Source organism: Bradyrhizobium sp. 956_D2_N1_4, assembly GCF_052076025.1.
Lineage (GTDB): Bacteria > Pseudomonadota > Alphaproteobacteria > Rhizobiales > Xanthobacteraceae > Bradyrhizobium > Bradyrhizobium barranii.
Map to the genome: position 1 here is coordinate 5,882,647 of NZ_CP197237.1, position 18,861 is coordinate 5,901,507.

27 protein-coding genes are annotated in these 18,861 nt (G+C 63.7%); 17 read left to right on the plus strand and 10 right to left on the minus strand.

The window, feature by feature from the left end:
* Nucleotides 1–70: 70 nt before the first annotated feature.
* The 3 genes from AB7535_RS27840 to thiC are packed head-to-tail and all read left to right on the plus strand — an operon-like array spanning nucleotide 71 to nucleotide 3,371.
* Nucleotides 71–853, plus strand: coding sequence for a thiazole synthase (locus AB7535_RS27840; RefSeq protein ID WP_085405143.1), 783 nt, complete (start codon nucleotides 71–73; stop codon nucleotides 851–853).
* The gene (locus AB7535_RS27845; protein WP_085405144.1) at nucleotides 840–1,448 is read left to right on the plus strand and encodes a thiamine phosphate synthase; all 609 of its coding nucleotides are present in this window, start codon (nucleotides 840–842) and stop codon (nucleotides 1,446–1,448) included. The genes AB7535_RS27840 and AB7535_RS27845 overlap by 14 nt, the downstream gene beginning before the upstream one ends.
* A 24-nt stretch (nucleotides 1,449–1,472) precedes the next feature.
* Nucleotides 1,473–3,371: a phosphomethylpyrimidine synthase ThiC gene (thiC, locus tag AB7535_RS27850; protein WP_085405145.1), complete on the plus strand. Its 1,899-nt coding sequence runs from the start codon at nucleotides 1,473–1,475 to the stop codon at nucleotides 3,369–3,371.
* 138 nt (nucleotides 3,372–3,509) lie between these two features.
* On the opposite strand, the gene AB7535_RS27855 is transcribed toward thiC, so the two are convergent.
* Both AB7535_RS27855 and AB7535_RS27860 read right to left on the minus strand, forming a co-directional pair.
* Nucleotides 3,510–4,001 (minus strand): hypothetical protein, encoded by a 492-nt coding sequence (locus tag AB7535_RS27855; protein ID WP_135214818.1) that lies wholly within the window; start codon nucleotides 3,999–4,001, stop codon nucleotides 3,510–3,512.
* A gap of 132 nt (nucleotides 4,002–4,133) precedes the next feature.
* The gene (locus AB7535_RS27860) at nucleotides 4,134–4,352 is read right to left on the minus strand and encodes an HTH-like domain-containing protein (protein WP_085405147.1); all 219 of its coding nucleotides are present in this window, start codon (nucleotides 4,350–4,352) and stop codon (nucleotides 4,134–4,136) included.
* A gap of 82 nt (nucleotides 4,353–4,434) precedes the next feature.
* Between AB7535_RS27860 and AB7535_RS27865 the strand changes: the two genes are divergently transcribed.
* On the plus strand, nucleotides 4,435–5,004 hold the full coding sequence (locus AB7535_RS27865) for a mismatch-specific DNA-glycosylase (RefSeq protein ID WP_094184514.1): 570 nt from the start codon (nucleotides 4,435–4,437) through the stop codon (nucleotides 5,002–5,004).
* A 116-nt stretch (nucleotides 5,005–5,120) separates the two neighbouring features.
* Here AB7535_RS27865 and AB7535_RS27870 read toward each other — a convergent pair whose 3' ends face one another.
* Together AB7535_RS27870 and AB7535_RS27875 are read right to left on the minus strand one after the other, a co-directional pair.
* Nucleotides 5,121–5,849, minus strand: a complete 729-nt coding sequence (locus tag AB7535_RS27870) for an SDR family oxidoreductase (protein WP_085405317.1) — start codon at nucleotides 5,847–5,849, stop codon at nucleotides 5,121–5,123.
* 182 nt (nucleotides 5,850–6,031) lie between these two features.
* Nucleotides 6,032–6,469: a VOC family protein gene (locus tag AB7535_RS27875; RefSeq protein ID WP_085405148.1), complete on the minus strand. Its 438-nt coding sequence runs from the start codon at nucleotides 6,467–6,469 to the stop codon at nucleotides 6,032–6,034.
* A 166-nt stretch (nucleotides 6,470–6,635) separates the two neighbouring features.
* Here AB7535_RS27875 and AB7535_RS27880 point away from each other — a divergent pair, with 166 nt between their 5' ends.
* The 3 genes from AB7535_RS27880 (at nucleotide 6,636) to AB7535_RS27890 (ending at nucleotide 8,568) form a co-directional block, all read left to right on the plus strand.
* Entirely contained in the window at nucleotides 6,636–7,286 is a 651-nt protein-coding gene (locus AB7535_RS27880) for a glutathione S-transferase family protein (protein ID WP_085405149.1), read from the plus strand.
* Between the two features lie 185 nt (nucleotides 7,287–7,471).
* Nucleotides 7,472–7,864 carry a hypothetical protein gene (locus AB7535_RS27885; RefSeq protein WP_085405150.1) on the plus strand — a complete coding sequence of 131 codons (393 nt, stop codon included), beginning with the start codon at nucleotides 7,472–7,474 and terminating at the stop codon, nucleotides 7,862–7,864.
* An 11-nt stretch (nucleotides 7,865–7,875) separates the two neighbouring features.
* Nucleotides 7,876–8,568 carry a glutathione S-transferase family protein gene (locus tag AB7535_RS27890; protein WP_085405151.1) on the plus strand — a complete coding sequence of 231 codons (693 nt, stop codon included), beginning with the start codon at nucleotides 7,876–7,878 and terminating at the stop codon, nucleotides 8,566–8,568.
* Nucleotides 8,569–8,678: 110 nt separating this feature from the next.
* Here AB7535_RS27890 and AB7535_RS27895 read toward each other — a convergent pair whose 3' ends face one another.
* Complete coding sequence (locus AB7535_RS27895) at nucleotides 8,679–9,113, minus strand: hypothetical protein (RefSeq protein ID WP_085405152.1); 435 nt, start codon at nucleotides 9,111–9,113, stop codon at nucleotides 8,679–8,681.
* A 529-nt stretch (nucleotides 9,114–9,642) separates the two neighbouring features.
* Between AB7535_RS27895 and AB7535_RS27900 the strand changes: the two genes are divergently transcribed.
* From AB7535_RS27900 to AB7535_RS27910, 3 genes are all read left to right on the plus strand, one after another.
* Nucleotides 9,643–10,026, plus strand: coding sequence for a RidA family protein (locus tag AB7535_RS27900; RefSeq protein ID WP_085405153.1), 384 nt, complete (start codon nucleotides 9,643–9,645; stop codon nucleotides 10,024–10,026).
* A gap of 197 nt (nucleotides 10,027–10,223) precedes the next feature.
* Nucleotides 10,224–10,484, plus strand: coding sequence for a hypothetical protein (locus tag AB7535_RS27905; RefSeq protein ID WP_085405154.1), 261 nt, complete (start codon nucleotides 10,224–10,226; stop codon nucleotides 10,482–10,484).
* Between the two features lie 239 nt (nucleotides 10,485–10,723).
* Entirely contained in the window at nucleotides 10,724–10,975 is a 252-nt protein-coding gene (locus AB7535_RS27910; RefSeq protein WP_085405155.1) for a hypothetical protein, read from the plus strand.
* 106 nt (nucleotides 10,976–11,081) lie between these two features.
* Here AB7535_RS27910 and AB7535_RS27915 read toward each other — a convergent pair whose 3' ends face one another.
* Nucleotides 11,082–11,567: a molecular chaperone DnaJ gene (locus tag AB7535_RS27915; protein ID WP_085405156.1), complete on the minus strand. Its 486-nt coding sequence runs from the start codon at nucleotides 11,565–11,567 to the stop codon at nucleotides 11,082–11,084.
* A gap of 111 nt (nucleotides 11,568–11,678) precedes the next feature.
* Between AB7535_RS27915 and AB7535_RS27920 the strand changes: the two genes are divergently transcribed.
* The 3 genes from AB7535_RS27920 to AB7535_RS27930 all read left to right on the plus strand — a co-directional run bounded on the left by AB7535_RS27920 (nucleotide 11,679) and on the right by AB7535_RS27930 (nucleotide 13,511).
* Nucleotides 11,679–12,446: an SDR family NAD(P)-dependent oxidoreductase gene (locus AB7535_RS27920; RefSeq protein WP_085405157.1), complete on the plus strand. Its 768-nt coding sequence runs from the start codon at nucleotides 11,679–11,681 to the stop codon at nucleotides 12,444–12,446.
* A 204-nt stretch (nucleotides 12,447–12,650) separates the two neighbouring features.
* Entirely contained in the window at nucleotides 12,651–12,899 is a 249-nt protein-coding gene (locus AB7535_RS27925) for a helix-turn-helix domain-containing protein (protein ID WP_071910270.1), read from the plus strand.
* A 108-nt stretch (nucleotides 12,900–13,007) separates the two neighbouring features.
* Nucleotides 13,008–13,511, plus strand: a complete 504-nt coding sequence (locus AB7535_RS27930) for a collagen-like triple helix repeat-containing protein (protein WP_085405158.1) — start codon at nucleotides 13,008–13,010, stop codon at nucleotides 13,509–13,511.
* Here the strand turns inward: AB7535_RS27930 and AB7535_RS27935 are convergent.
* Together AB7535_RS27935 and AB7535_RS27940 are read right to left on the minus strand one after the other, a co-directional pair.
* Nucleotides 13,508–13,747: a hypothetical protein gene (locus tag AB7535_RS27935; protein WP_028152311.1), complete on the minus strand. Its 240-nt coding sequence runs from the start codon at nucleotides 13,745–13,747 to the stop codon at nucleotides 13,508–13,510. The two genes, AB7535_RS27930 and AB7535_RS27935, sit on opposite strands and share 4 nt — an antisense overlap.
* Before the next feature lie 95 nt (nucleotides 13,748–13,842).
* Nucleotides 13,843–14,109 carry a DUF2277 domain-containing protein gene (locus tag AB7535_RS27940; protein ID WP_085405159.1) on the minus strand — a complete coding sequence of 89 codons (267 nt, stop codon included), beginning with the start codon at nucleotides 14,107–14,109 and terminating at the stop codon, nucleotides 13,843–13,845.
* 242 nt (nucleotides 14,110–14,351) lie between these two features.
* Between AB7535_RS27940 and AB7535_RS27945 the strand changes: the two genes are divergently transcribed.
* The 3 genes from AB7535_RS27945 (at nucleotide 14,352) to AB7535_RS27955 (ending at nucleotide 16,324) form a co-directional block, all read left to right on the plus strand.
* Nucleotides 14,352–15,413 carry an alpha/beta fold hydrolase gene (locus AB7535_RS27945; RefSeq protein ID WP_085405160.1) on the plus strand — a complete coding sequence of 354 codons (1,062 nt, stop codon included), beginning with the start codon at nucleotides 14,352–14,354 and terminating at the stop codon, nucleotides 15,411–15,413.
* 18 nt (nucleotides 15,414–15,431) lie between these two features.
* Nucleotides 15,432–15,773: an MmcQ/YjbR family DNA-binding protein gene (locus tag AB7535_RS27950; RefSeq protein ID WP_085405161.1), complete on the plus strand. Its 342-nt coding sequence runs from the start codon at nucleotides 15,432–15,434 to the stop codon at nucleotides 15,771–15,773.
* A 197-nt stretch (nucleotides 15,774–15,970) separates the two neighbouring features.
* Nucleotides 15,971–16,324: a hypothetical protein gene (locus AB7535_RS27955; RefSeq protein ID WP_028152315.1), complete on the plus strand. Its 354-nt coding sequence runs from the start codon at nucleotides 15,971–15,973 to the stop codon at nucleotides 16,322–16,324.
* A gap of 5 nt (nucleotides 16,325–16,329) precedes the next feature.
* Here AB7535_RS27955 and AB7535_RS27960 read toward each other — a convergent pair whose 3' ends face one another.
* Both AB7535_RS27960 and AB7535_RS27965 read right to left on the minus strand, forming a co-directional pair.
* Nucleotides 16,330–16,572: a hypothetical protein gene (locus AB7535_RS27960; RefSeq protein WP_085405162.1), complete on the minus strand. Its 243-nt coding sequence runs from the start codon at nucleotides 16,570–16,572 to the stop codon at nucleotides 16,330–16,332.
* Between the two features lie 45 nt (nucleotides 16,573–16,617).
* The gene (locus tag AB7535_RS27965; RefSeq protein WP_439037388.1) at nucleotides 16,618–18,042 is read right to left on the minus strand and encodes a S8 family peptidase; all 1,425 of its coding nucleotides are present in this window, start codon (nucleotides 18,040–18,042) and stop codon (nucleotides 16,618–16,620) included.
* A 170-nt stretch (nucleotides 18,043–18,212) separates the two neighbouring features.
* Between AB7535_RS27965 and AB7535_RS27970 the strand changes: the two genes are divergently transcribed.
* Complete coding sequence (locus AB7535_RS27970) at nucleotides 18,213–18,815, plus strand: pyridoxamine 5'-phosphate oxidase family protein (RefSeq protein WP_028156299.1); 603 nt, start codon at nucleotides 18,213–18,215, stop codon at nucleotides 18,813–18,815.
* Nucleotides 18,816–18,861: the final 46 nt, after the last annotated feature.

Here is an 18,861-nt window from a genome sequence, read left to right on the forward strand (position 1 = left end):
AGAGAAATCACGCGGTATGGGTCCCCGCCTTCGCGGGGACGACAGTTGAACTTGAGGAGACACCTCGGACATGGTGACCTTCTACGGCAAATCCTTCCCCTCCCGCCTCCTGATCGGCAGCGCGCTGTATCCCTCGCCTGCGATCATGCAGGCGGCGATCCGTGCCTCCGGCTCGAACATCGTCACGGTATCGCTGCGCCGCGAAGCCGCCGGCGGCAAGACCGGGGACGCATTCTGGAATCTGATCCGCGAGCTCGACGTCAGCGTGCTGCCGAACACCGCCGGCTGCCGCAGCGTGCGCGAAGCCGTGACCACCGCAAAACTCGCGCGCGAATTGTTCGGCACATCCTGGATCAAGCTGGAAGTGATCGCCGACAACGACACGCTGCAGCCCGACGTCGTCGGCCTGGTCGAAGCCGCCACCATCCTGATCAAGGACGGCTTTGAGGTGTTCCCCTATTGCACCGAGGATCTCTCGGTCGCGAACCGCCTGGTCGATGTCGGCTGCAAGGTCGTCATGCCCTGGGCCGCGCCGATCGGCTCGGCCCGCGGCATCACCAACCGCGACGCGCTGAAACTGCTGCGCGAGCGCCTGCCTGATATCACGCTGGTGGTCGATGCCGGCATCGGCGCGCCGTCGCATGCGGCCGAGGCGCTCGAACTCGGCTACGACGCCGTGCTGCTCAACACCGCCATCGCTAAAGCCGCCGATCCCGTCGCGATGGCCAATGCCTTCCGTCTCGGCTGTGATGCCGGCCGCACCGCCTACGAAGCCGGGCTGATGAACGCCCGCGACTTCGCTTCCCCCTCCACCCCTGTCGTTGGGACACCATTCTGGCATGCCGTATCCTGATCGCTTCTATCCCGTCGTCGACAGCCTCAAATGGGTCGAACGCCTGACCAAGCTCGGCGTCGGCACCATCCAGCTGCGCGCGAAAGACCTCAACGATGCCGACGCGCTCCAGATCGTCACCGATGCGCTGGCGATCACGAAGGACACGCAGGCCAAGCTGGTCGTGAACGACTATTGGCGCGCGGCCGTCGTCGCCGGCGCAAAATATCTGCACCTCGGTCAGGAAGACCTGGCGGAAGCGGACCTCAAGGCCATCCGCGAGGCCGGCCTGTCGCTCGGCATCTCCACCCATGACGACGCGGAGCTAGAGACCGCGCGTGCCGCAGAGCCCGACTACGTCGCGCTCGGTCCGATCTTCTTCACCACGCTCAAATCGATGCGCTTCGAACCGCAGGGCATTCCGAAGATCACGGAATGGAAGAAGCGGATCGGCAGCATCCCGCTGGTCGCGATCGGCGGCATCAAGTTCGAGCACGCCGCGGAGATCTTTGCCGCCGGCGCAGATTCCATCGCCGTCGTCAGCGACGTCACCCAAAACGCCGACCCGGACGCGCGAGTCAAACAATGGCTTGGCGATTCCGCCAAAGCCGCCTGAACGAGAGATACAACGGAGGATCCCATGAACATCCGCTCCAACCCCGACAAGACCGTTCCCGCCGTCACCACCGGCCCGCTGCCCTCGTCGCGAAAAATCTTCGCGTCTCCGGACGCTGCGCCCGACATCCGCGTGCCGTTGCGCGAGATCATCCTCTCCGAGGGCGCCGGCGAGCCCAACCTGCCGGTCTACGACACCTCGGGCCCCTACACCGACCCGACCGTTACCATCGACGTCAACGCCGGCCTGTCGCGCAACCGTCTCGCCTGGGTCAAGGAGCGAGGCGGCGTCGAGGAGTATCAGGGCCGCGATATCAAGCCGGAGGACAATGGCAACGTCGGCGCCTCGCATGCCGCAAAGGCCTTCACCGCGCACCACAAGCCGCTGCGCGGCCTCGACGGCCACAAGATCACCCAGCTCGAATTCGCCCGCGCCGGCATCATCACCAAGGAAATGATCTACGTCGCCGAGCGCGAAAACCTCGGCCGCAAAAAACAGCTCGATCGCGCGGAGGCAGCGCTGGCCGACGGCGAAAGCTTTGGCGCCGAAGTCCCTGCCTTCATCACCCCGGAATTCGTCCGCTCCGAGATCGCGCGCGGCCGCGCCATCATCCCCTGCAACATCAACCACGCTGAGTTGGAGCCGATGATCATCGGCCGCAACTTCCTCACCAAGATCAACGCCAATATTGGCAACTCCGCCGTGACGTCGTCGGTGGAAGAGGAAGTCGACAAGATGGTGTGGGCGATCCGCTGGGGCGCCGACACCGTGATGGACCTCTCCACCGGCCGCAACATCCACACCACCCGGGAATGGATTCTGCGCAACGCGCCGATCCCGATCGGCACCGTGCCGATTTACCAGGCGCTGGAGAAGTGCGAAGGCGATCCCGTCAAACTGACCTGGGAGCTCTACAAGGACACGCTGATCGAGCAGTGCGAGCAGGGCGTCGACTACTTCACCATCCACGCCGGCGTGCGCCTGTCCTATATCCACCTCACCGCCAACCGCGTCACCGGCATCGTCAGCCGCGGCGGCTCGATCATGGCGAAGTGGTGCCTGGCGCATCACAAGGAGAGCTTCCTCTACACCCATTTCGACGAGATCTGCGACCTCATGCGCAAGTATGACGTCTCGTTCTCGCTCGGCGACGGCCTGCGCCCCGGCTCGATCGCGGATGCCAACGACCGCGCGCAGTTCGCCGAACTCGAGACGCTCGGTGAACTGACCAAGATCGCGTGGGACAAGGGCTGTCAGGTCATGATCGAGGGCCCCGGCCACGTGCCGATGCACAAGATCAAGATCAACATGGACAAGCAGCTCAAGGAGTGCGGCGAGGCGCCGTTCTACACGCTTGGACCGCTGACCACCGACATCGCGCCGGGCTACGACCACATCACCTCGGGCATTGGCGCCGCCATGATCGGCTGGTTCGGCTGCGCCATGCTCTGCTACGTCACGCCGAAGGAGCATCTCGGCCTGCCTGATCGCAACGACGTCAAGGTCGGCGTCATCACCTACAAGATCGCTGCGCACGCCTCCGACCTCGCCAAGGGCCACCCGGCCGCCCAGCTCCGCGACGACGCGCTCTCCCGCGCCCGTTTCGACTTCCGCTGGAGCGACCAGTTCAACCTCGGCCTCGACCCCGACACCGCCAAGAACTTCCACGACGAGACCCTGCCGAAGGAAGCCCACAAGGTCGCGCATTTCTGCTCGATGTGCGGACCAAAATTCTGCTCGATGAAGATCACCCAGGACGTGCGGGACTATGCGGCGACGCTGAACGACCCGAACAGCGTGGGCATGTCGATGAGCGGCACCGCCGAGGACGGCATGGCGAAGATGAGCGCGAAGTTCAAGGAGATGGGCTCAAGCGTGTATCTGGATGCGGAGAAGGTGAAGGAGAGCAATCGGGTGCTGTGAAGGATATCCCTACTCCATCGAACTCAGGGGCCGGGTGAAAGTCCGGCCCCTCTCATTATGAGACTATCTTGTAACTAGAGCCTCCTACCATCGCTCTTTGACCGAGCGCCTTCGCGGAACGGCTAGCCTTAGCGTCCGCTAGCTCAACTCCAGCGCCCGCATTAGAACTTGATTGGCATTCTCGAAATTTTGGCGTTGATCCCGAATTCCGTAGGCCCACTTTTCGCCGTGGAATAAATTATTCCTCAGCCGATACGTGATCAACAATAACGCCGCAATCATGTCCTTCGGAGTTGGCTGTTCTTGGCTCAGAGCCTCCTCGACCAACTTCCGGCAATCGCTCCGTCCAAATCTTAGTCCTTCGAAGAGATCACCGAAGGTTCCATTCAAGAAATAGCGAGACCTGAAATAGTGAAACGCACCTTCAAATGGATCGCGCTGGAGTCCTCTCGTCGAATCCCAATCCTCTACTTTCCTAACAAGACCCACAGCGTTTGCCCGCGCGTTCATTACCTGTAACTCAAACAGGCCCCATAGAAGAGAAAAGTGCGCAATGGCAGCCCGTTCTCGCTCATTCAGTTGAGCGTAGCCAAGAGCACGATTTGCGAGCCAATTTTCGGGATCAATCACGTTAAGCACTCCAGTCGAGTTAGCAAGCGCAGCCCGGATGAGCGCAGCGATATCCGGGGTCTTTGCTTTCCCGCATATCGCTCCGCTCATGCGGGCTACAACAGCTCAAGCTAAGAATTCGGTATCGAAGACTCATCGAATGGAGACGTACTCGGCTAGGTTAACTCCCTTTCGAATTTCGGTTCCGTACGATTCGTGGATGCCAGCTCTGATAGCGACCTCCTTACAAGATATTCCTTCGAGTTGACTCGCCCACCGAATGCCGAACAGATGAATAGCTATCACTTTCTTGCCTTCTTCGGCGGTGTCATAGTCTTGGCGCAACTGATCCGCCAACTCTTGAACGATCACGGAGAGCTCCCTCTTAATCTTTTAGTGCGCTTGTTGGTGTCACGGGTTGAATGGACGCATTTGTGACCGGCTGAGCTTTCTTATGCAACTGGCAAACCTAGAAGCTGTCGACTTGCCTGAAATCCCCCACCGCCTCCCCGATCAGCTCCGCCCCAACCTCCGCCTCGTCTTCGTCGGCACCGCCGCCAGCACGCGCTCGGCCGCGGTCGGACACTACTACGCCCATCCCGGCAACCGGTTCTGGCGCGCGATCCATGAAGCCGGCATCACGCCGCGGCGGTATCAGCCGGGCGAGTTCGCCATGCTGCTCGAACTCGGGATCGGCTTCACCGATCTCTCCAAGTCGGGCGCCGGGATGGATCATCAGATCGCGACTGAAACGATCGACGTGCCCGGCTTCAGGGCCAAGATCGAAACATATCGGCCGCGGACGATTGCGTTCACGAGCAAGAAGGCCGCGAGCTTGTTTTACGGCAGGCCGTCGAGTGGGATCGCGCTGGGGCGGCAGCCGCGCGAGGAGAAGCTCCCCGACGTGTTCGTGCTGCCCTCGCCGTCCGGCGCTGCGTCCGGTCACTGGACGCTGGAGCCTTGGCGGGAGCTTGCGGCGTGGATCGCTGCGTTGGACGCTCAACCCCCACAGACCTCATCCTGAGGAGACCGCGCAGCGGTCGTCTCGAAGGATGGCCGCAGGCGACATCCGGGCCTGCATGGTTCGAGACGGCGCTTCGCGCCTCCTCACCATGAGGAGTTAGAACACCCGTTGCCGCCCTAAAGATCGAAATTGGTCGGCAGCATGACCACGTCGCGAATGGTCATGCCGCGCGGCCGTGTCAGCATGAACATCACGACCTCAGCCACGTCACTGGCCTCCAGCAGGCTACCCGTTTCCCTGGCTTCCTTCAGCTTCTCCGGCGGCCAGTCCGCGAGCAATGAGGTGACGACCGGGCCGGGCGAGATCGAGCCGACGCGAATGCCGTGCTTGAAGACCTGGCGCCGCACCGTCTGGACGAAGCAGTTGATCGCCCATTTGGACGACGCATAGACCGGCTCCCAGGGCGTCGGAAAATGCGCCGCCAGCGAGCTCGTGACGATGATGTCGCCGCTCCGGCGCGCGATCATGTGCGGCAGCACGTCGTGCACGTTCTTCATCACGACGTTGACATTCAGGTTCAGCATCCGGTCGATGGCCATAGTGTCGGCATCGACCAGATCGCCGCCGACATAGGTGCCAGCATTCGCATGCAGGATGTCGAGCTGGCCTGCCTTCTCCAGGACGCGCGGCAGCAACGATGCGCAGTCCCTGGGATCCAGGAGGTCGACGACCAGCGGGATCACGGCGTCGCCATGCCTGTTGCTGAGCGCCTTCAGCGCGGCCTCGTCGCGGTCGACCATCACCACGCGCGCGCCCGCGGCCAGCATTGCTTCAGTGCTCGCCAACCCGATGCCCGACGCGGCCCCGGTCACGGCAGCAACCTTGCCTTCCAATTCGTTTCCCATGGGATCACCATCCTGCTGATGGTCGTCAGTATAGCGATGCAAGGCGAATTGGCGATGCGGATGGTTGGCTTCGTAGGGTGGGCAAAGGCGCTCTTGCGCCGTGCCCACCATCTCTCAACAAATCCGGAAGAACGGTGGGCACGGCGCGCGAAGAGCGCGCCTTTGCCCACCCTACGGCACCGTCACCCCGCATACGCCCTATCGAGGTCCGCGATGATGATCTTCCGCATCTCCATCATCGCCTGCATGACGCGGTTCGCTCTGGTACGGTCGGGATCGCCGAGGTAGCGGCCGAGCGCCGACGGGATCACCTGCCAGGACAGTCCAAATTTGTCCTTGAGCCATCCGCATCGGGATTCCTCGCCACCGTCGGCAGTGAGGCGGCTCCAGAAGTAGTCGACCTCGGCCTGCGTCTCCACGCTGATGAAGAACGAGACCGCCTCGGTGAAGCGGTATTGCGGCCCGCCGTTGAGCGCGTGGAAGCGCTGGCCTTCGAGTTCGAACACCGCCATGAGGTCGCTGACGGTCTCGACTTTTGCGTTGGGGAACACCGCTTTGTAGAAGGCGACGGCTTCCTGGACGTTGTTGGCGAACCAGAGGAACGGCGTGATTGACGTCATGAAATTGTATCCTTTCGTCTTGGACCGGACGCGCGACCATCGCTGCAAGGACGAGCGGCGGAACGGTGTTCCGACACGGGCGCCGGACTTTTTACGGCGCCCCTGTCGGAACCCGAGCCGGCCGTTCGTCCTTTGAATGCAACGCCGATCACCCCGGAGCCGCCAGATGCCCACCATCACAGCCTTCGAAAACTCACCCGACCGCGGCAAGGGGCAGGCGCGCGACATGCGCGTTCGCTGGGCGCTCGAGGAAGTGGGCCTGCCCTGCGACGTCCGCCTCGTGTCGTTCGCGGCGATGAAGGACCCCGCCCATCTTGCGCTGCATCCGTTCGGGCAGATTCCGACCTATGAGGACGGCGATCTCGCCTTGTTCGAGTCCGGCGCGATCGTGCTCCATATCGCCGAACGCCATGATGGATTGTTGCCAAAGGATGCGAATGCGAGGAGCCGCGCGATCGCATGGATGTTTGCCGCGCTCAACACGCTGGAGCCGCCGATCGTCGAGTTCGGGATGACGATGCTGTTCGAGCGCGACAAGGGCTGGTACGAGGAGCGGCTGCCGGTCCTGAAGGATCGGGTCCGTATCAGGCTCGGCGAATTGTCGCGTCGCCTCGGCGAGGCCGAGTGGCTCGACGGCGCGTTCAGCGCCGGCGATCTCATGATGGTGACGGTGCTGCGCCGGTTGAATGCATCTCGCCTGCTGGAGGAATATCCCGACCTCTCGGCCTATGTCGCCCGCGGCGAAGCGCGGCCTGCATTCCGGCGGGCGTTCGATGCGCAACTGGCGGTGTTCACCGCCGCATCGACCAGCAGATAGAGGCCGCGCCTCTCACTGAAGCGGTACATCACCCCGAATTAATACGTCGAACGGGCGACGCCGGGCGTCCTCCGATCGAATGACGCTGCGCACAATGCGCAAGGACAGTTGCCAGCCCGTCGCTCCGGCGATACGACTTGAGGTGGAAGAGCCTGATATCAACCGGCCCGCAGGAAGGCACCGCCATGAGCGACGATCTCTCCGGCGTCTGGGATGGCAGCTACATTCAACCGGGCACCGGAATGGTCACCTTCACCGCAACTCTGGTCGAAACCGGCGGCGCGCTCAGCGGAAGCGTGACCGAGCCCTGCTCGAACCCGCGATGCCCGCTGCGCACCCACAACGCCTCGATCGCGGGTCAGCGCTCCGGCAACGCGGTCTCGTTCGTCAAACACTACGAGCCGCCCGGCCACGGCTACGACACGGTCCATTACGAAGGCACGGTGAACGCCGAGGCGACCGAAATCGACGGGCGCTGGCAGCTGCAGGGCTCTTCCGGCGCGTTCCTGATGATCCGCGCCAGCAAGGCCGCGCAAGCGGCCACGACGGAGCAACACGCCAAGGTGCCATCGCGCTGAAGGGAGCGACCATGCTGACCCTCTATTCCTATCCGGAACTGTTCGGCGTCGCCGACAACAACGGCTACGGCCTCAAGGTCTACGCGTTCCTGAAGCTAGCAGGCGTGCCGTTCGTGCACGAGCACGTCTTCGATGCCTCTGCCGCGCCGCGCGGGCAGCTGCCTTACGTCGTCGACGACGGCGAGACCATCGGCGACAGCGAGACAATCATTGCGCATGCGATCGCCAAATATCGTCTGAGCATCGATGCCGCGCTGTCGCCGGACGCACGGCGGACCAATCATCTCGTCACCCGCATGCTGGACGATCTCTACTGGGTGATGTCGTATTCGCGCTGGAAGGACGATCGGTTCTATCCGGCATTCCGCGACGCCTTCATCGCGCAGCATCCGCAGATCGACGCGGCCGGATTCGAGAAAGCCAAGGCCTACAACGCGCAGCGCTATTATTACCAGGGCATCGGCCGCTACACGCCCGAACAGGCCTACGCGCGGGGGCTTGCCGATCTGCAAGTGCTGGCCGAGATCGTGCCTACGGCAGGCTTCGTCCACGGCGCAGCGCCGACCAGCTGTGATGCCGGCATCTACGGCTTCATCGCCAACATCTATTATTTTCCGATCCCGACGCCGCTGAAGGCCTTCGTCGATGCGCACGCCAATCTCGTCGCGCATTGCGAGCGGATTCATGCGGCGGTGAGTTCGTAGTTCGTAGGGTGGGCAAAGGCGCGCTCCTTGCGCGCCGTGCCCACCATGCATCCGCATTTGCGGTACGAATGGTGGGCACGCTTCGCTTTGCCCACCCTACGCCTCGCGCCTTACCGCATCGTGATCGCGAGCCCGCTCAGATCCGCATTCGCCATCAGGCCGGTCTGGTAGCCCGACAGCTCCAGCACCGCGCCCTTCTGGTTGGTCAGCACGATGGCGCGAGCGCCACGGCCGACGGCAAGACCGGCACCGGCCGCGCCATAGACGCCGGCGACGTCGGAAGGACGGTTGATGTTGGAGACGCGGCCACGCAGCACGGTCTTGGAGCCGCCGAACACGAGGCCGTAGTCGAGCCCGCCGGTCGAGAGCCCATACGAGCGACCGCGGAAGTTCAGCACGCCCGAGCCGCCCGAACCGCCGATGATCCAGCCCGCCTTGTAGATCGTCAGCACCACGGTGCCGCCGTCGGCCAGCGCCGAGGTCGAAAGGCCGGCCAGAGCGGCAATGGCGACCAGCGCGGCGCGGAAGGTGGTAGCGAGCTTCATGGGGCGTCTCCGGGGGCTATTTTTCAAGGGAGGATTCGAATCAGACGCAGCGAATGTATCCGATGGATCGCGGCGGCAACATGATGGAGCAGCCGTGAGGCGTCTGCCGCAGCAGCGCATTCAACTGTCATCGCCCGGCTCGACCGGGCGATCCAGTACGCCGAGACGGCAATGAGATGCGAAGAAGCCGAGGCGTACTGGATGCCCCGCCTGCCGCCTACGCTAAAGCTTCGGCGCCCCTGGACCTCAGCCCCGGCGAAGCCTTGGCGTAGCCGGGTCGCGGGGCATGACGGCGGAGTTTGAGGCCGCCTACCGGCACCACCGCCATGATGCCATTCTGCCCCTGTTTTGCCCGACGGAGCAAGCGAATTGTTCGGCTATACCGAATTTGAAACGCTCACGATTTCTACGGTGCATGGGGTTGTTTTCGCGTTTTTGTTTTACCAGCCTTCCCCAATGCCGATTGCAACTCCCCCGCATGTCGCTACGCTCGTGTGGGCGACGCGACCGTTCCATCCGAGGTGATCCCATGTCGATCCAGCATTTCGCACCCCCGCCGCACGTCAAGGCGCCGCCGCTGTCCTTTGCCACGCGTGTCGGCGATCTCCTGTTCGTCTCCGGCATTCCCGGCTTCGACGGCAATGGCGCGCTGCCGGACGGTTTCGAGGCGCAGTTCGCCAACGTCGCCGTCAACATCAAGCGCGTGCTGGACGAGGCCGGCGCGACGGTCCGCGATCTCGTCAAGGTCAACGTGCTGCTCACGCGCGCTTCCGACGTCGCCGCGATGAACGCACTCTATGCCGGCGCGTTCGGCCCGCCGCCCTACCCGGCGCGCACCACCTGCGTCGTGCAGGCCCTGCCCGACCCGAAAATGCTGATCGAGATCGAGGCAATTGCATCACTGGCGAAGTGAGCCACGCTTAGCGTATGTGTCTTGGCGCATGTGTCTTGGCGTATGAGTCTTGGCGTATGTGTCTTGTCGGGCACTCGGCCGAACCAAGTGCACGGCTCCCTCTGACATATCCGTGAAACGGCCGCCCCTCGGCTTGCCAAGGACCTGCTTTTACCGCACGGATTTTCGGGTCCCACATCCCCACAAGGAGATTTTTCATGCGTCGCGTTCTCGCCCTCTGTGCCGTTGCCGGCATCGCCACCTCCGTGTTTGCCGTGCCGGCGTCGGCGGCGGTCGGCTATTACGTGATCCGCTGGGACAACACCGGCATCTGCCAGGTCTGGAACGAGGACCTGAAGTACAAGCCGTTCCAGTGGGGCGCGTCGACCTACAAGGTCGTCAGCAAGCCGGTCCCGACCTTCACCGCGGCTTCGGATCTCCAGATCAAGCTGCGTTCGGAGCGCCGCTGCACGCTCTGAGCGTCACGCGACCAATTTGATTTTGAGGGCGGGCCGCGCGAGCGACCCGCCCTTTTCCTTTGCAGGCGCGCGCTGGTTTTCCGGCTCAAATGACGCATTTCCTGCGCGCACGCTTTGAACCTGATCGGCCGGCGGAGCTACTCACAACTTGTCCGGGGCGCATCCCCAAAAGCGCCCCACACCATGCCTCCCCGTCATTGTCGGGAGGCGCATCACATCTTTCATTTGAGGAGCTGATCATGCGTCGTATTTCCGTGCTGTGCGCTGCTGCCGGTCTTGCCGTCACTGCCTTCGTCGCCGCGAGCCCTGCCGAAGCCAGCTATCACCTGATCCGCTGGCAGGACACCGGCTTCTGCCAGATCTGGGACGAGAGCATCCCGACCGCGCCGTGGCCCTCCGACTACGCCCGCGTCAGCACGACCGTGCCGACCTTCGTCGACGCACTCGTGCTGAAGGATCACGCGTTGAAGAGCGGTCACTGCACCTGGTAAGATTTCGATCGGCGGATCGACGAGCGGGCAAGGGCGCGACGCGTTCTTGCCCGCTCTTTTTTTGCCTGCACAGAGCGGACCGACGAGGCGCAGCGACAGCGCGCCCTCACGCGTCCTTGTGCGCGCCGGGATGGATCAGGATGTCGCGCGCAGCGGCGAGGTCGATGAAGGCTTGCGCGCTTCCGCCCTGGTCGGGATGCTTGCCCTTGGCGGCGCGACGGTAGGCCTGGTTGATGTCGTCGCAGGTGAGCTGCACGGCAAGCGGCAGGCCGAGCATCCTGCGGGCACGATCTTCGCTCGAGAGCTTCTTCGGCATGGCGTTGCGGCGGCCGAAGCGTGGCGCGGTGAGATCATGGACGACCTCGAGGATCACGCCGATGCGGCGCTGGGCCGCCAGCGTGACGCTGTGATCGTCATTGTCCACGGCCTGGCGCAGCACCGGAAGCGCCTGCTCGGCCGCCTGGCGCAGCGTGGCATCCGTGCTCATGCGCACGATCTCGGCGACGAGCCGGCCCGCCTCGGCCCAGCCGGCCGGCTGCGCCGACCGCAGGCGTTCGAGAGCGAGTTTCCAGGATTCAAGCCGTCCCATCATGCGCGCAACGTTTAGCAATGAAGATCAGTATGCCAAGGCGGCCGTTTCCGACCCCTTAATTTCGAGTTAGCCTTTCATGAAACTTCGAAACGAATCCAGGGGGAAATTGTCATGGCATTGCTCGCAAACCATATCGCCGTCGTCACGGGCGCCGGATCCGGCATCGGCCGGGCGATCGCGGCCGGCTACGCCCGCGAGGGCGCGCGAGTGGTGCTGCTCGACGTCAACGCCGACACGGTCGCGGAGGCCGCGCAGGAGATCCGCAAGGCCGGCGGCAAGGCCGAGAGCTTTGCGCTCGATGTCACCAAGCGTGACGACTGTTTTGCGCTCGCCAGGCAGGTCGCCGACAAGGTCGGGCAGGTCTCGATCCTCGTCAACAATGCCGGCATCACCCGACGCAACGCCTTCACCGCGGACACGGAGACGGTGGCGAAGGACTGGAACGACATCATCTCGCTCAACCTCAACGGCGTCTTCAACGTGACGCAGGCGTTCCTCGCGCCGCTGCGGGCCGCCAGGGGCCGCATCGTCAATATCGGCTCGATCCAGTCCTTCGTGCATCTGCGCACGCCGAGCTCGGCGGCGTATACGACCTCGAAGCACGGCGTGCTCGGCTTCACCAAGGCGCTCGCGGCCGAGCTCGGCAAGGAAGGCGTGCGCGTCAATGCGATCGGGCCGGGCTTCATCGAGACCAACATCAACGCCAACGTGCGCGCGACCAATCCGGCGCTGGTGCAGGCCTTCGTCGATCACACCCCGCTGGCGCGCACCGGCAAGCCCGAGGACATCGTGGGCCCCGCGATCTTCCTGGCGTCGGATCTGTCGGCCTATGTCACGGGGACGATCGTGATGGTGGACGGCGGGTACCGGACGGTGTGAGCGGGCGCGCAAAATCGGCCCGCATCGCTATGCATCCCGTGCCAATCGCGGCACCTTCGCGGCAATCCCAAGGTCAATTGGTGCGATCGTCCGCGATTAACCACTCGTTAACCAAACCCGCCCACCGTAGATCTACGGCTAGGGGGCCGTTGGTTCTCGATCGCTTCCAAAGATGGAAGCGGGCGTTGATCGGGAGGTGTGTTGATGACCACTGTTCATGTCGCTGCGTCCGATCCGGGCGCGCAATTTCTTGCCCCTAACCAAATCGTTCCGCTGCTGATCGGCGCGACCGTCGACGAGGTCGAGCGCGAGCTCGTGCTCCAGACGCTCGCACGCTGCGACGGCAACCGCACGCGCGCATCGCGCGTGCTCGGCCTGTCGGTGCGCACGTTGCGCAACAAGATCAGGATCTATGCAGCGTCCGGCATCGACGTGCCCGCGTATCACGACTAGCACGCGGGCACGATTGGTGTTGATCAAGCCCGGCGCAAGGCGTCGGCGGAATTGCTGCTGTCGTCAAACGCCGCTAAGTAGCTTGCTTCCGGTCAAGGGAGCAGCGGCGTGGCAGACGAACAGAAACGGCAGGGACCGCAAGGTCCGCGCGGACGGCAGGGCGAACCCGGACGGCCAGGGCCGCAGGGGCATCCCGGCCGGCGCGGCCCAGACGGCCAGCGCGGCAAGCCGGGACCGCAAGGCAAGCCCGGGGCGGCCGGAAAGGCCGGAGCGCAAGGCAAGGCCGGCCTGCCGGGCAAGCCCGGCGAAGCCGGTGCTCGGGGCGCGGCCGGGCCGCAGGGGCCGCAAGGCCCTCGCGGCGAGCCCGGACCGCCCGGCCAGCTGCCGTCGATCGAGCAGGTGCTGCCGTGGCTCGATCAACTCTTCGACGCCTGGGACGAGCGCCGCCGTCAGCGCGAGCGTGAAGCTGCCGAACGCGAGGCGCTGGAAGCCGCCGTGCACGAGGTTGAAGAGGCGATCGTCGATGACGAGGCCGACGACGGCGAAGGCGAAGGCGAAGGCGACGATCACCGGAAGAAGAAGAAAAAGAAGAAGCACGGCCACAAGGACTAGCCGGGCGGAAGTTGCTTCGACGCCCCGGAGGACTCATCCTTGCGCGGCAGCATGCCCATGCGCTCGAACTGCCAGCGCATGGCGCGGTACCAGAGATAGCCGACCAGCGTGCCGAGCAGCGTCAGGATGACAAGGTTGACGCTGCTGTAGGAGCCGCTCCACCACATCATCCATGCGGTCCACAGCACGGTGAAGGTGACGGCACCTGCTCTGAGAGGAATAAGGGGGCGGCTCATGGTCGTGCTCCGGGCTGTCAAAACCCCGGCGGACGTCATCGCAATTTGAGGCCGCTCTCACCGTGAGCCAGATCACGGAATGGACGCAGGACCGCCTAACCGAACCGCAGCCGCGAACGCTCCTTGGCCTTCTCCGCCTCGATCTCACGGTCGCGCGCCGGCGCATGGGTATGCAGTGAGGTCAGGAGCTTTCGCGCAGTCGCCGACACTTCCGCGACCGCAAGCTCGAAGGCCTCTTCATTGGCCTGAGACGGCTTGTTGAAACCGGAAAGCTTGCGCACGAACTGGAGCGCGCTGGCGTGGATCTCGTCCTCCGTCGCGGGCGGCTCGAAGTTGAACAGCGTCTTGATGTTGCGGCACATGCAGGCTCTCCCGTAGCGGTGTTCCCCTGAGGACGATTGGCGAGGCCGAAATCCTACATCCCGGGCGCAGCCGTGTCATAGGCAGGACCAGCCATATCTGATCCGCAATTATTCCCCTTGCGCGCCGCACCATCGGGGAATGTTTTTCGGGGGGCGATGATGGGTCCGGTCTCGATCCTCCGTGACCAGCTGATAAGATCGCGTCCAACGCGGCCGACCATGAGCCGCATGGGGAGAGAAACATGAAAACGTCTTGCGCGGCGCTAGCGGCCATCCTGCTGTCCATCGCAACGCCGGTTATGGCCGCCGATTATCCAGCGCCGAAGCAAGGCGACTGGATCGCCAAGGACTTCAAGTTGCACACCGGCGAGACCATGCCGGAATTGAAGCTGCACTACACCACTGTCGGCGAGCCCTCTGGCCAGCCCGTGCTGGTGCTGCACGGCACCGGCGGCTCGGGCGCGAGCATGCTGTCGCCCGCCTTCGCCGGCGAGCTGTTCGGTGCGGGACAGCCGCTCGATGCGTCCAAATATTACATCATCATCCCCGACGCGATCGGCCACGGCAAATCGTCAAAACCGTCCGACGGCATGAAGACGAGCTTCCCGAAATACAATTACGACGACATGGTCGAGGCGCAGCATCGCCTCGTGAAGGAAGGCCTCGGCGTCAAACATCTGCGGCTCGTGATCGGCAATTCGATGGGCGGCATGCAGACCTGGCTGTGGGGCGAGAAATATCCGCAGGAGATGGACGCGCTGGTGCCGATGGCCTCGCAGCCGACCGAGATGGCCTCACGCAACTGGATGATGCGGCGGATTATGCTCGACACCATCAGCAACGATCCCGACTACAACGGCGGCAACTACACCAGCCAGCCGCGCATGATGAAATACGCCATCACCGCCTACGGCATCGCCAGCATCGGCGGCACTCTGGCCTATCAGCAGCAGGCGCCGACCGCGGCCAAGGCCGACAAGATCGTCGACGAACGGCTGGCGACACTGATCACGGCGGATGCCAACGACTTCCTCTACCAGTGGGGCTCCTCGCAAGACTACAATGCCGGCGACAAGCTCGAGCAGATCGAGGCGACGCTGCTGCTGATCAACTCCGCCGACGACGAGCGCAACCCACCGGAGACCGGGATCACGGACGCGGCAATGAAGCGGGTCAAGAACGGCAAGCTGTATCTGATCCCCGCGAGCACCGAGACGCGCGGCCACGGCACCACCGGCAACGCGAAATTCTACGTCGAGCAGGTCAGGCAATTGCTGCAAACCGCGCCGCAGCGGACGATGTGAGCCGAGCAGCAAGACCGCATGTCGAACGCTCGCTTTCGCAAGGCTGCGCTGGCGCTTCCCGGCGTCATCGAGGGCGCACATCACGGCCATGCCGACTTTCGTGTCGGCAAGCGCGTGTTCGCGACGCTGGGCTATCCCGATGAAAAATGGGGCATGGTGAAGCTCACTCCCGACCAGCAGGCCGTGCTTATCGACGCGGAACCGGAGATGTTTCGTCCGGTCCCCGGCGCCTGGGGCAGGAGCGGCAGCACGAATGTGAAGCTGGCGAAGATCGATCAGGTCACGTTGCGGAGCGCACTCGAGATGGCATGGCGCAATGTCGCGCCTAAGTCGCTGCTTGCATCGCTTGAGACGCGATAGGAAGGACCGTACGTGCAGGTTCGCACTGTGCGCCTGGCTGGCCGCCCATACCGCAACGCATCATATGCGGCGCCTCTCGCGCCGCATATTATTTGAGCATGCATTGCGCTGACAGCTCGGGCTTAATCGCATCAACGATACGAATCGAACGCGACGCGATCGCGCGCAGTCGGCGCGCGACGCAGGGAGGAGTTCGCATGCACAGGCTCGCGCTGTGCGTTTGGTTGGCCGCGACGATGGCGCAGACGAGCGCCGCGTTCGCGTTCGACAACGGCCAATACGACCACGTGCCGCCCGACATCCGCGCCTGGTTCAAGAGCGTGATCGCGCCGAACGGCGTGCCCTGCTGCGACATCTCCGACGGCCATCGCACCGACTACGATGTGCGAGGCGGCACCTATTGGGTACCGATCGAGGGACAGTGGATGGAGGTGCCCGAGCGCGCCATCATCCGCGATCGCGGCAATCCGGTCGGCCAGGCCGTGGTGTGGTACGTCCACCATCGCGGCGCGATCATCATCAGTTGCTTCGTGCCGGCCGATGCGGTGTAGGCCGCTCAGGCCTTGAGGTCTCGCCTGGGCGAGGCCTCGACATATTCGATGTCATCGCCGAAATCGTCGAGCGCGGCACGAACGGATTTGGCGTCGGCCTCGGCGACGGTGAAGATCGCGGCCAGGTTTTGCCGCTTCTGTCCCGGAAACAGGCTCTCGGCGGCGTAGCCGGCATCGCCTAGGGTCTTGATGATCTTGCGCCGCCGGCGCTGATCGACATGGTCGTGGAATTTGAATTGCACGGACATGCTCAGAAGCTAGCCGTTCGCCGCACCCATTCAAGGTCGCAGAATCTATTTTTGCCTCTTTCGCGCCGGCTTCGCCTTTGCAGTTTTCTTGGCAGTTTTCCTGCCCGATTTCTTGGCCGCTTTCGCGCGGCCGAGTGCAGCGGCAACATCCAGCAGGCCGGCGCCGTATTCCGGCGTAAAATCCTTGCCTCGCATCGCCGGCAATTTGATCGCTGTCGCGATCAGGCGCCTGGCGACCGCAAGCCCGGACGCCCTGGATTTCGGCTTGTTGATGTAGACGAGCGCGGCGGCGCCCGTCACATGCGGTGTTGCCATCGATGTCCCGGGCCAGGAATCGTAGCTGGTATGGTCGGCGAAGCTTGCCTTCACCCGGGGCACCGTCGACAGGATGTTGACGCCCGGCGCCACCAGCTTGATATGCTTCCCCGAATTGGAGAACGAGGCGCGCCGATGGGACTCGTCGACGGCGCCGACTCCGATCGTGTCCGGGTAGCCCGCCGGGTATTCCTTCGGATTGCCGTCCTCGTACTCGTTCCCCATCGCGGTGGAGATGATGACACCGGCCTCGATCAGTTCGGCGAAGGCCGTCGCTTCCGTCTTTGAATGGTCCTCGCCGCCAATGCTGAGGTTGATGACCTTGATGTTGGAATCGAGCGCGGCCGCAAGCGCCTTGCTGTAGAAATCGAAGTTGAAATTCTCGTCGTCGCATGCGCGCTTGGGATCGTCGAACACCTTCCAGCAGTGCAACCGGCAATTGGCCAGGCCTGCGATACCGACCGAGTTATTGACCACGGCCGCGATCGTGCCGCTGACATGGGTGCCATGACCGAGAAAATCACGCGGTCCGTTGCCGTCGTGCCTGTAGTCCTCGATCGCGTCCACGAGATCGGGATGTCCGGCGTCGACGCCGCTATCGAGCACAGCGACATGAACCCGCCCCGCACCTGGCCGCGGTCGATCGAACCATCTGATGGCGCGAAGGCCCCACTGCCGGATCTTCATGGGATCGGCGGCGGCACTGAGCCACCGGTTGGGAACGGGTTCGACCAGATCCACCGCCCTGGAGGCGCGCAGGCGCTTCAGGATGCCTGCATCGACCTTCCCGTCCTTCAACTGCACGATCTGAAATCCGGCCAGAGCCTCCCGCGGCGGCGCCGTTGCGGAGCGTGCTATCGAGCGATGGACCGCGGCCAAAGCCATCGCCTGGGGCTGCGCGGGCGCCTCATCGTCGCCGACCACGAACAGCGGCTTCATCGACTGAAGCCCGAAATTGTCGCGCAGGAAATCGATCGGACCTCTGACGTCATCGGGCATCGCAGCCATCAGCGCGCGTGACGTTGTCGCCTGAAGCGAGGCTGCCGCGATCTGCCGGGCAGCGGCCGGCTTCAACCGAACGATCAATTGTCCCGGGACATGCTTGCGACGGCGTGGCCGATCGCCCGCGACCCGCATTGCCTGCGTTGGGGCCATGACGAATTCCTCGCTTGAAAAGCAACAAAGTACGACACCCGTTATAAGCGAAATTTCTGGTCTACGCCACCTGCGTCATGCCGTGGCTACACCGGGCCGCACCTGCTATTTCGGGGATAGCGGTCGAGCCGGAGAATGCTATCCTGTGCCCCTCAATCAGGGAGACCTTCGTGACCGATCTCTGCGCCGAAGACCTCGCCACCATCTATGCCAAGCCGAGCCCGCGCGTGATCGCAAAGGCGCGTCCCGCGATCGATGCGCATGCGAAGAAATTCATCGAGATGTCGCCGTTCTGCGTGCTCGCTACGTCAGGCGTCGACGGCAGCGTCGATGCATCGCCGCGCGGCGGAGGGGTTGGCTTCGTCCATGTCGCCGGCCCCAACCAGGTGCTGATGCCTGACCGTGCCGGCAACAACCGGATCGACAGTTTTCGCAACGTCGTCGAAGGCTCGGGCTTCGTGCATCTGCTGTTCTTCGTCCCCGGCATCGACGAGACGCTGCGTGTCGGCGGACGCGGCACGCTCTCGGCCGATCCGGACCTGCTCGCATCGATGGTGGAATTCGGCAAGCCGCCGCGCGCGGTCCTGAACGTCGCGGTCAGCGAAGTCTATTTCCACTGCGGCAAGGCGCTGATGCGCTCGAAGCTGTGGTCACCGGAGAAGGTGCAGCGCTCGGTGATGCCCAGCATCGGCCAGGTCATTCACGACCAGACGGGCCTGGGGGAGCCGGAGAGCCAGGAGATCGTGGAAGAGCGCTACAAGACGCAGTTGTAGGTGAGAGCGTTCGCCGCTCGAAAGAACCGTCATGCCCGGGCTAGAC

Bases quoted from the DNA above. Each gene is read 5' to 3' on its own strand.
- AB7535_RS27840 (WP_085405143.1), top strand. From the start codon at position 71: ATGGTGACCTTCTACGGCAAATCCTTCCCCTCCCGCCTCCTGATCGGC.
- AB7535_RS27845 (WP_085405144.1), top strand. From the start codon at position 840: ATGCCGTATCCTGATCGCTTCTATCCCGTCGTCGACAGCCTCAAATGG.
- thiC (WP_085405145.1), top strand. From the start codon at position 1,473: ATGAACATCCGCTCCAACCCCGACAAGACCGTTCCCGCCGTCACCACC.
- AB7535_RS27865 (WP_094184514.1), top strand. From the start codon at position 4,435: ATGCAACTGGCAAACCTAGAAGCTGTCGACTTGCCTGAAATCCCCCAC.
- AB7535_RS27870 (WP_085405317.1), bottom strand. From the start codon at position 5,849: ATGGGAAACGAATTGGAAGGCAAGGTTGCTGCCGTGACCGGGGCCGCG.
- AB7535_RS27875 (WP_085405148.1), bottom strand. From the start codon at position 6,469: ATGACGTCAATCACGCCGTTCCTCTGGTTCGCCAACAACGTCCAGGAA.
- AB7535_RS27880 (WP_085405149.1), top strand. From the start codon at position 6,636: ATGCCCACCATCACAGCCTTCGAAAACTCACCCGACCGCGGCAAGGGG.
- AB7535_RS27885 (WP_085405150.1), top strand. From the start codon at position 7,472: ATGAGCGACGATCTCTCCGGCGTCTGGGATGGCAGCTACATTCAACCG.
- AB7535_RS27890 (WP_085405151.1), top strand. From the start codon at position 7,876: ATGCTGACCCTCTATTCCTATCCGGAACTGTTCGGCGTCGCCGACAAC.
- AB7535_RS27895 (WP_085405152.1), bottom strand. From the start codon at position 9,113: ATGAAGCTCGCTACCACCTTCCGCGCCGCGCTGGTCGCCATTGCCGCT.
- AB7535_RS27900 (WP_085405153.1), top strand. From the start codon at position 9,643: ATGTCGATCCAGCATTTCGCACCCCCGCCGCACGTCAAGGCGCCGCCG.
- AB7535_RS27905 (WP_085405154.1), top strand. From the start codon at position 10,224: ATGCGTCGCGTTCTCGCCCTCTGTGCCGTTGCCGGCATCGCCACCTCC.
- AB7535_RS27910 (WP_085405155.1), top strand. From the start codon at position 10,724: ATGCGTCGTATTTCCGTGCTGTGCGCTGCTGCCGGTCTTGCCGTCACT.
- AB7535_RS27915 (WP_085405156.1), bottom strand. From the start codon at position 11,567: ATGATGGGACGGCTTGAATCCTGGAAACTCGCTCTCGAACGCCTGCGG.
- AB7535_RS27920 (WP_085405157.1), top strand. From the start codon at position 11,679: ATGGCATTGCTCGCAAACCATATCGCCGTCGTCACGGGCGCCGGATCC.
- AB7535_RS27925 (WP_071910270.1), top strand. From the start codon at position 12,651: ATGACCACTGTTCATGTCGCTGCGTCCGATCCGGGCGCGCAATTTCTT.
- AB7535_RS27935 (WP_028152311.1), bottom strand. From the start codon at position 13,747: ATGAGCCGCCCCCTTATTCCTCTCAGAGCAGGTGCCGTCACCTTCACC.
- AB7535_RS27940 (WP_085405159.1), bottom strand. From the start codon at position 14,109: ATGTGCCGCAACATCAAGACGCTGTTCAACTTCGAGCCGCCCGCGACG.
- AB7535_RS27945 (WP_085405160.1), top strand. From the start codon at position 14,352: ATGAAAACGTCTTGCGCGGCGCTAGCGGCCATCCTGCTGTCCATCGCA.
- AB7535_RS27950 (WP_085405161.1), top strand. From the start codon at position 15,432: ATGTCGAACGCTCGCTTTCGCAAGGCTGCGCTGGCGCTTCCCGGCGTC.
- AB7535_RS27955 (WP_028152315.1), top strand. From the start codon at position 15,971: ATGCACAGGCTCGCGCTGTGCGTTTGGTTGGCCGCGACGATGGCGCAG.
- AB7535_RS27960 (WP_085405162.1), bottom strand. From the start codon at position 16,572: ATGTCCGTGCAATTCAAATTCCACGACCATGTCGATCAGCGCCGGCGG.
- AB7535_RS27965 (WP_439037388.1), bottom strand. From the start codon at position 18,042: ATGGCCCCAACGCAGGCAATGCGGGTCGCGGGCGATCGGCCACGCCGT.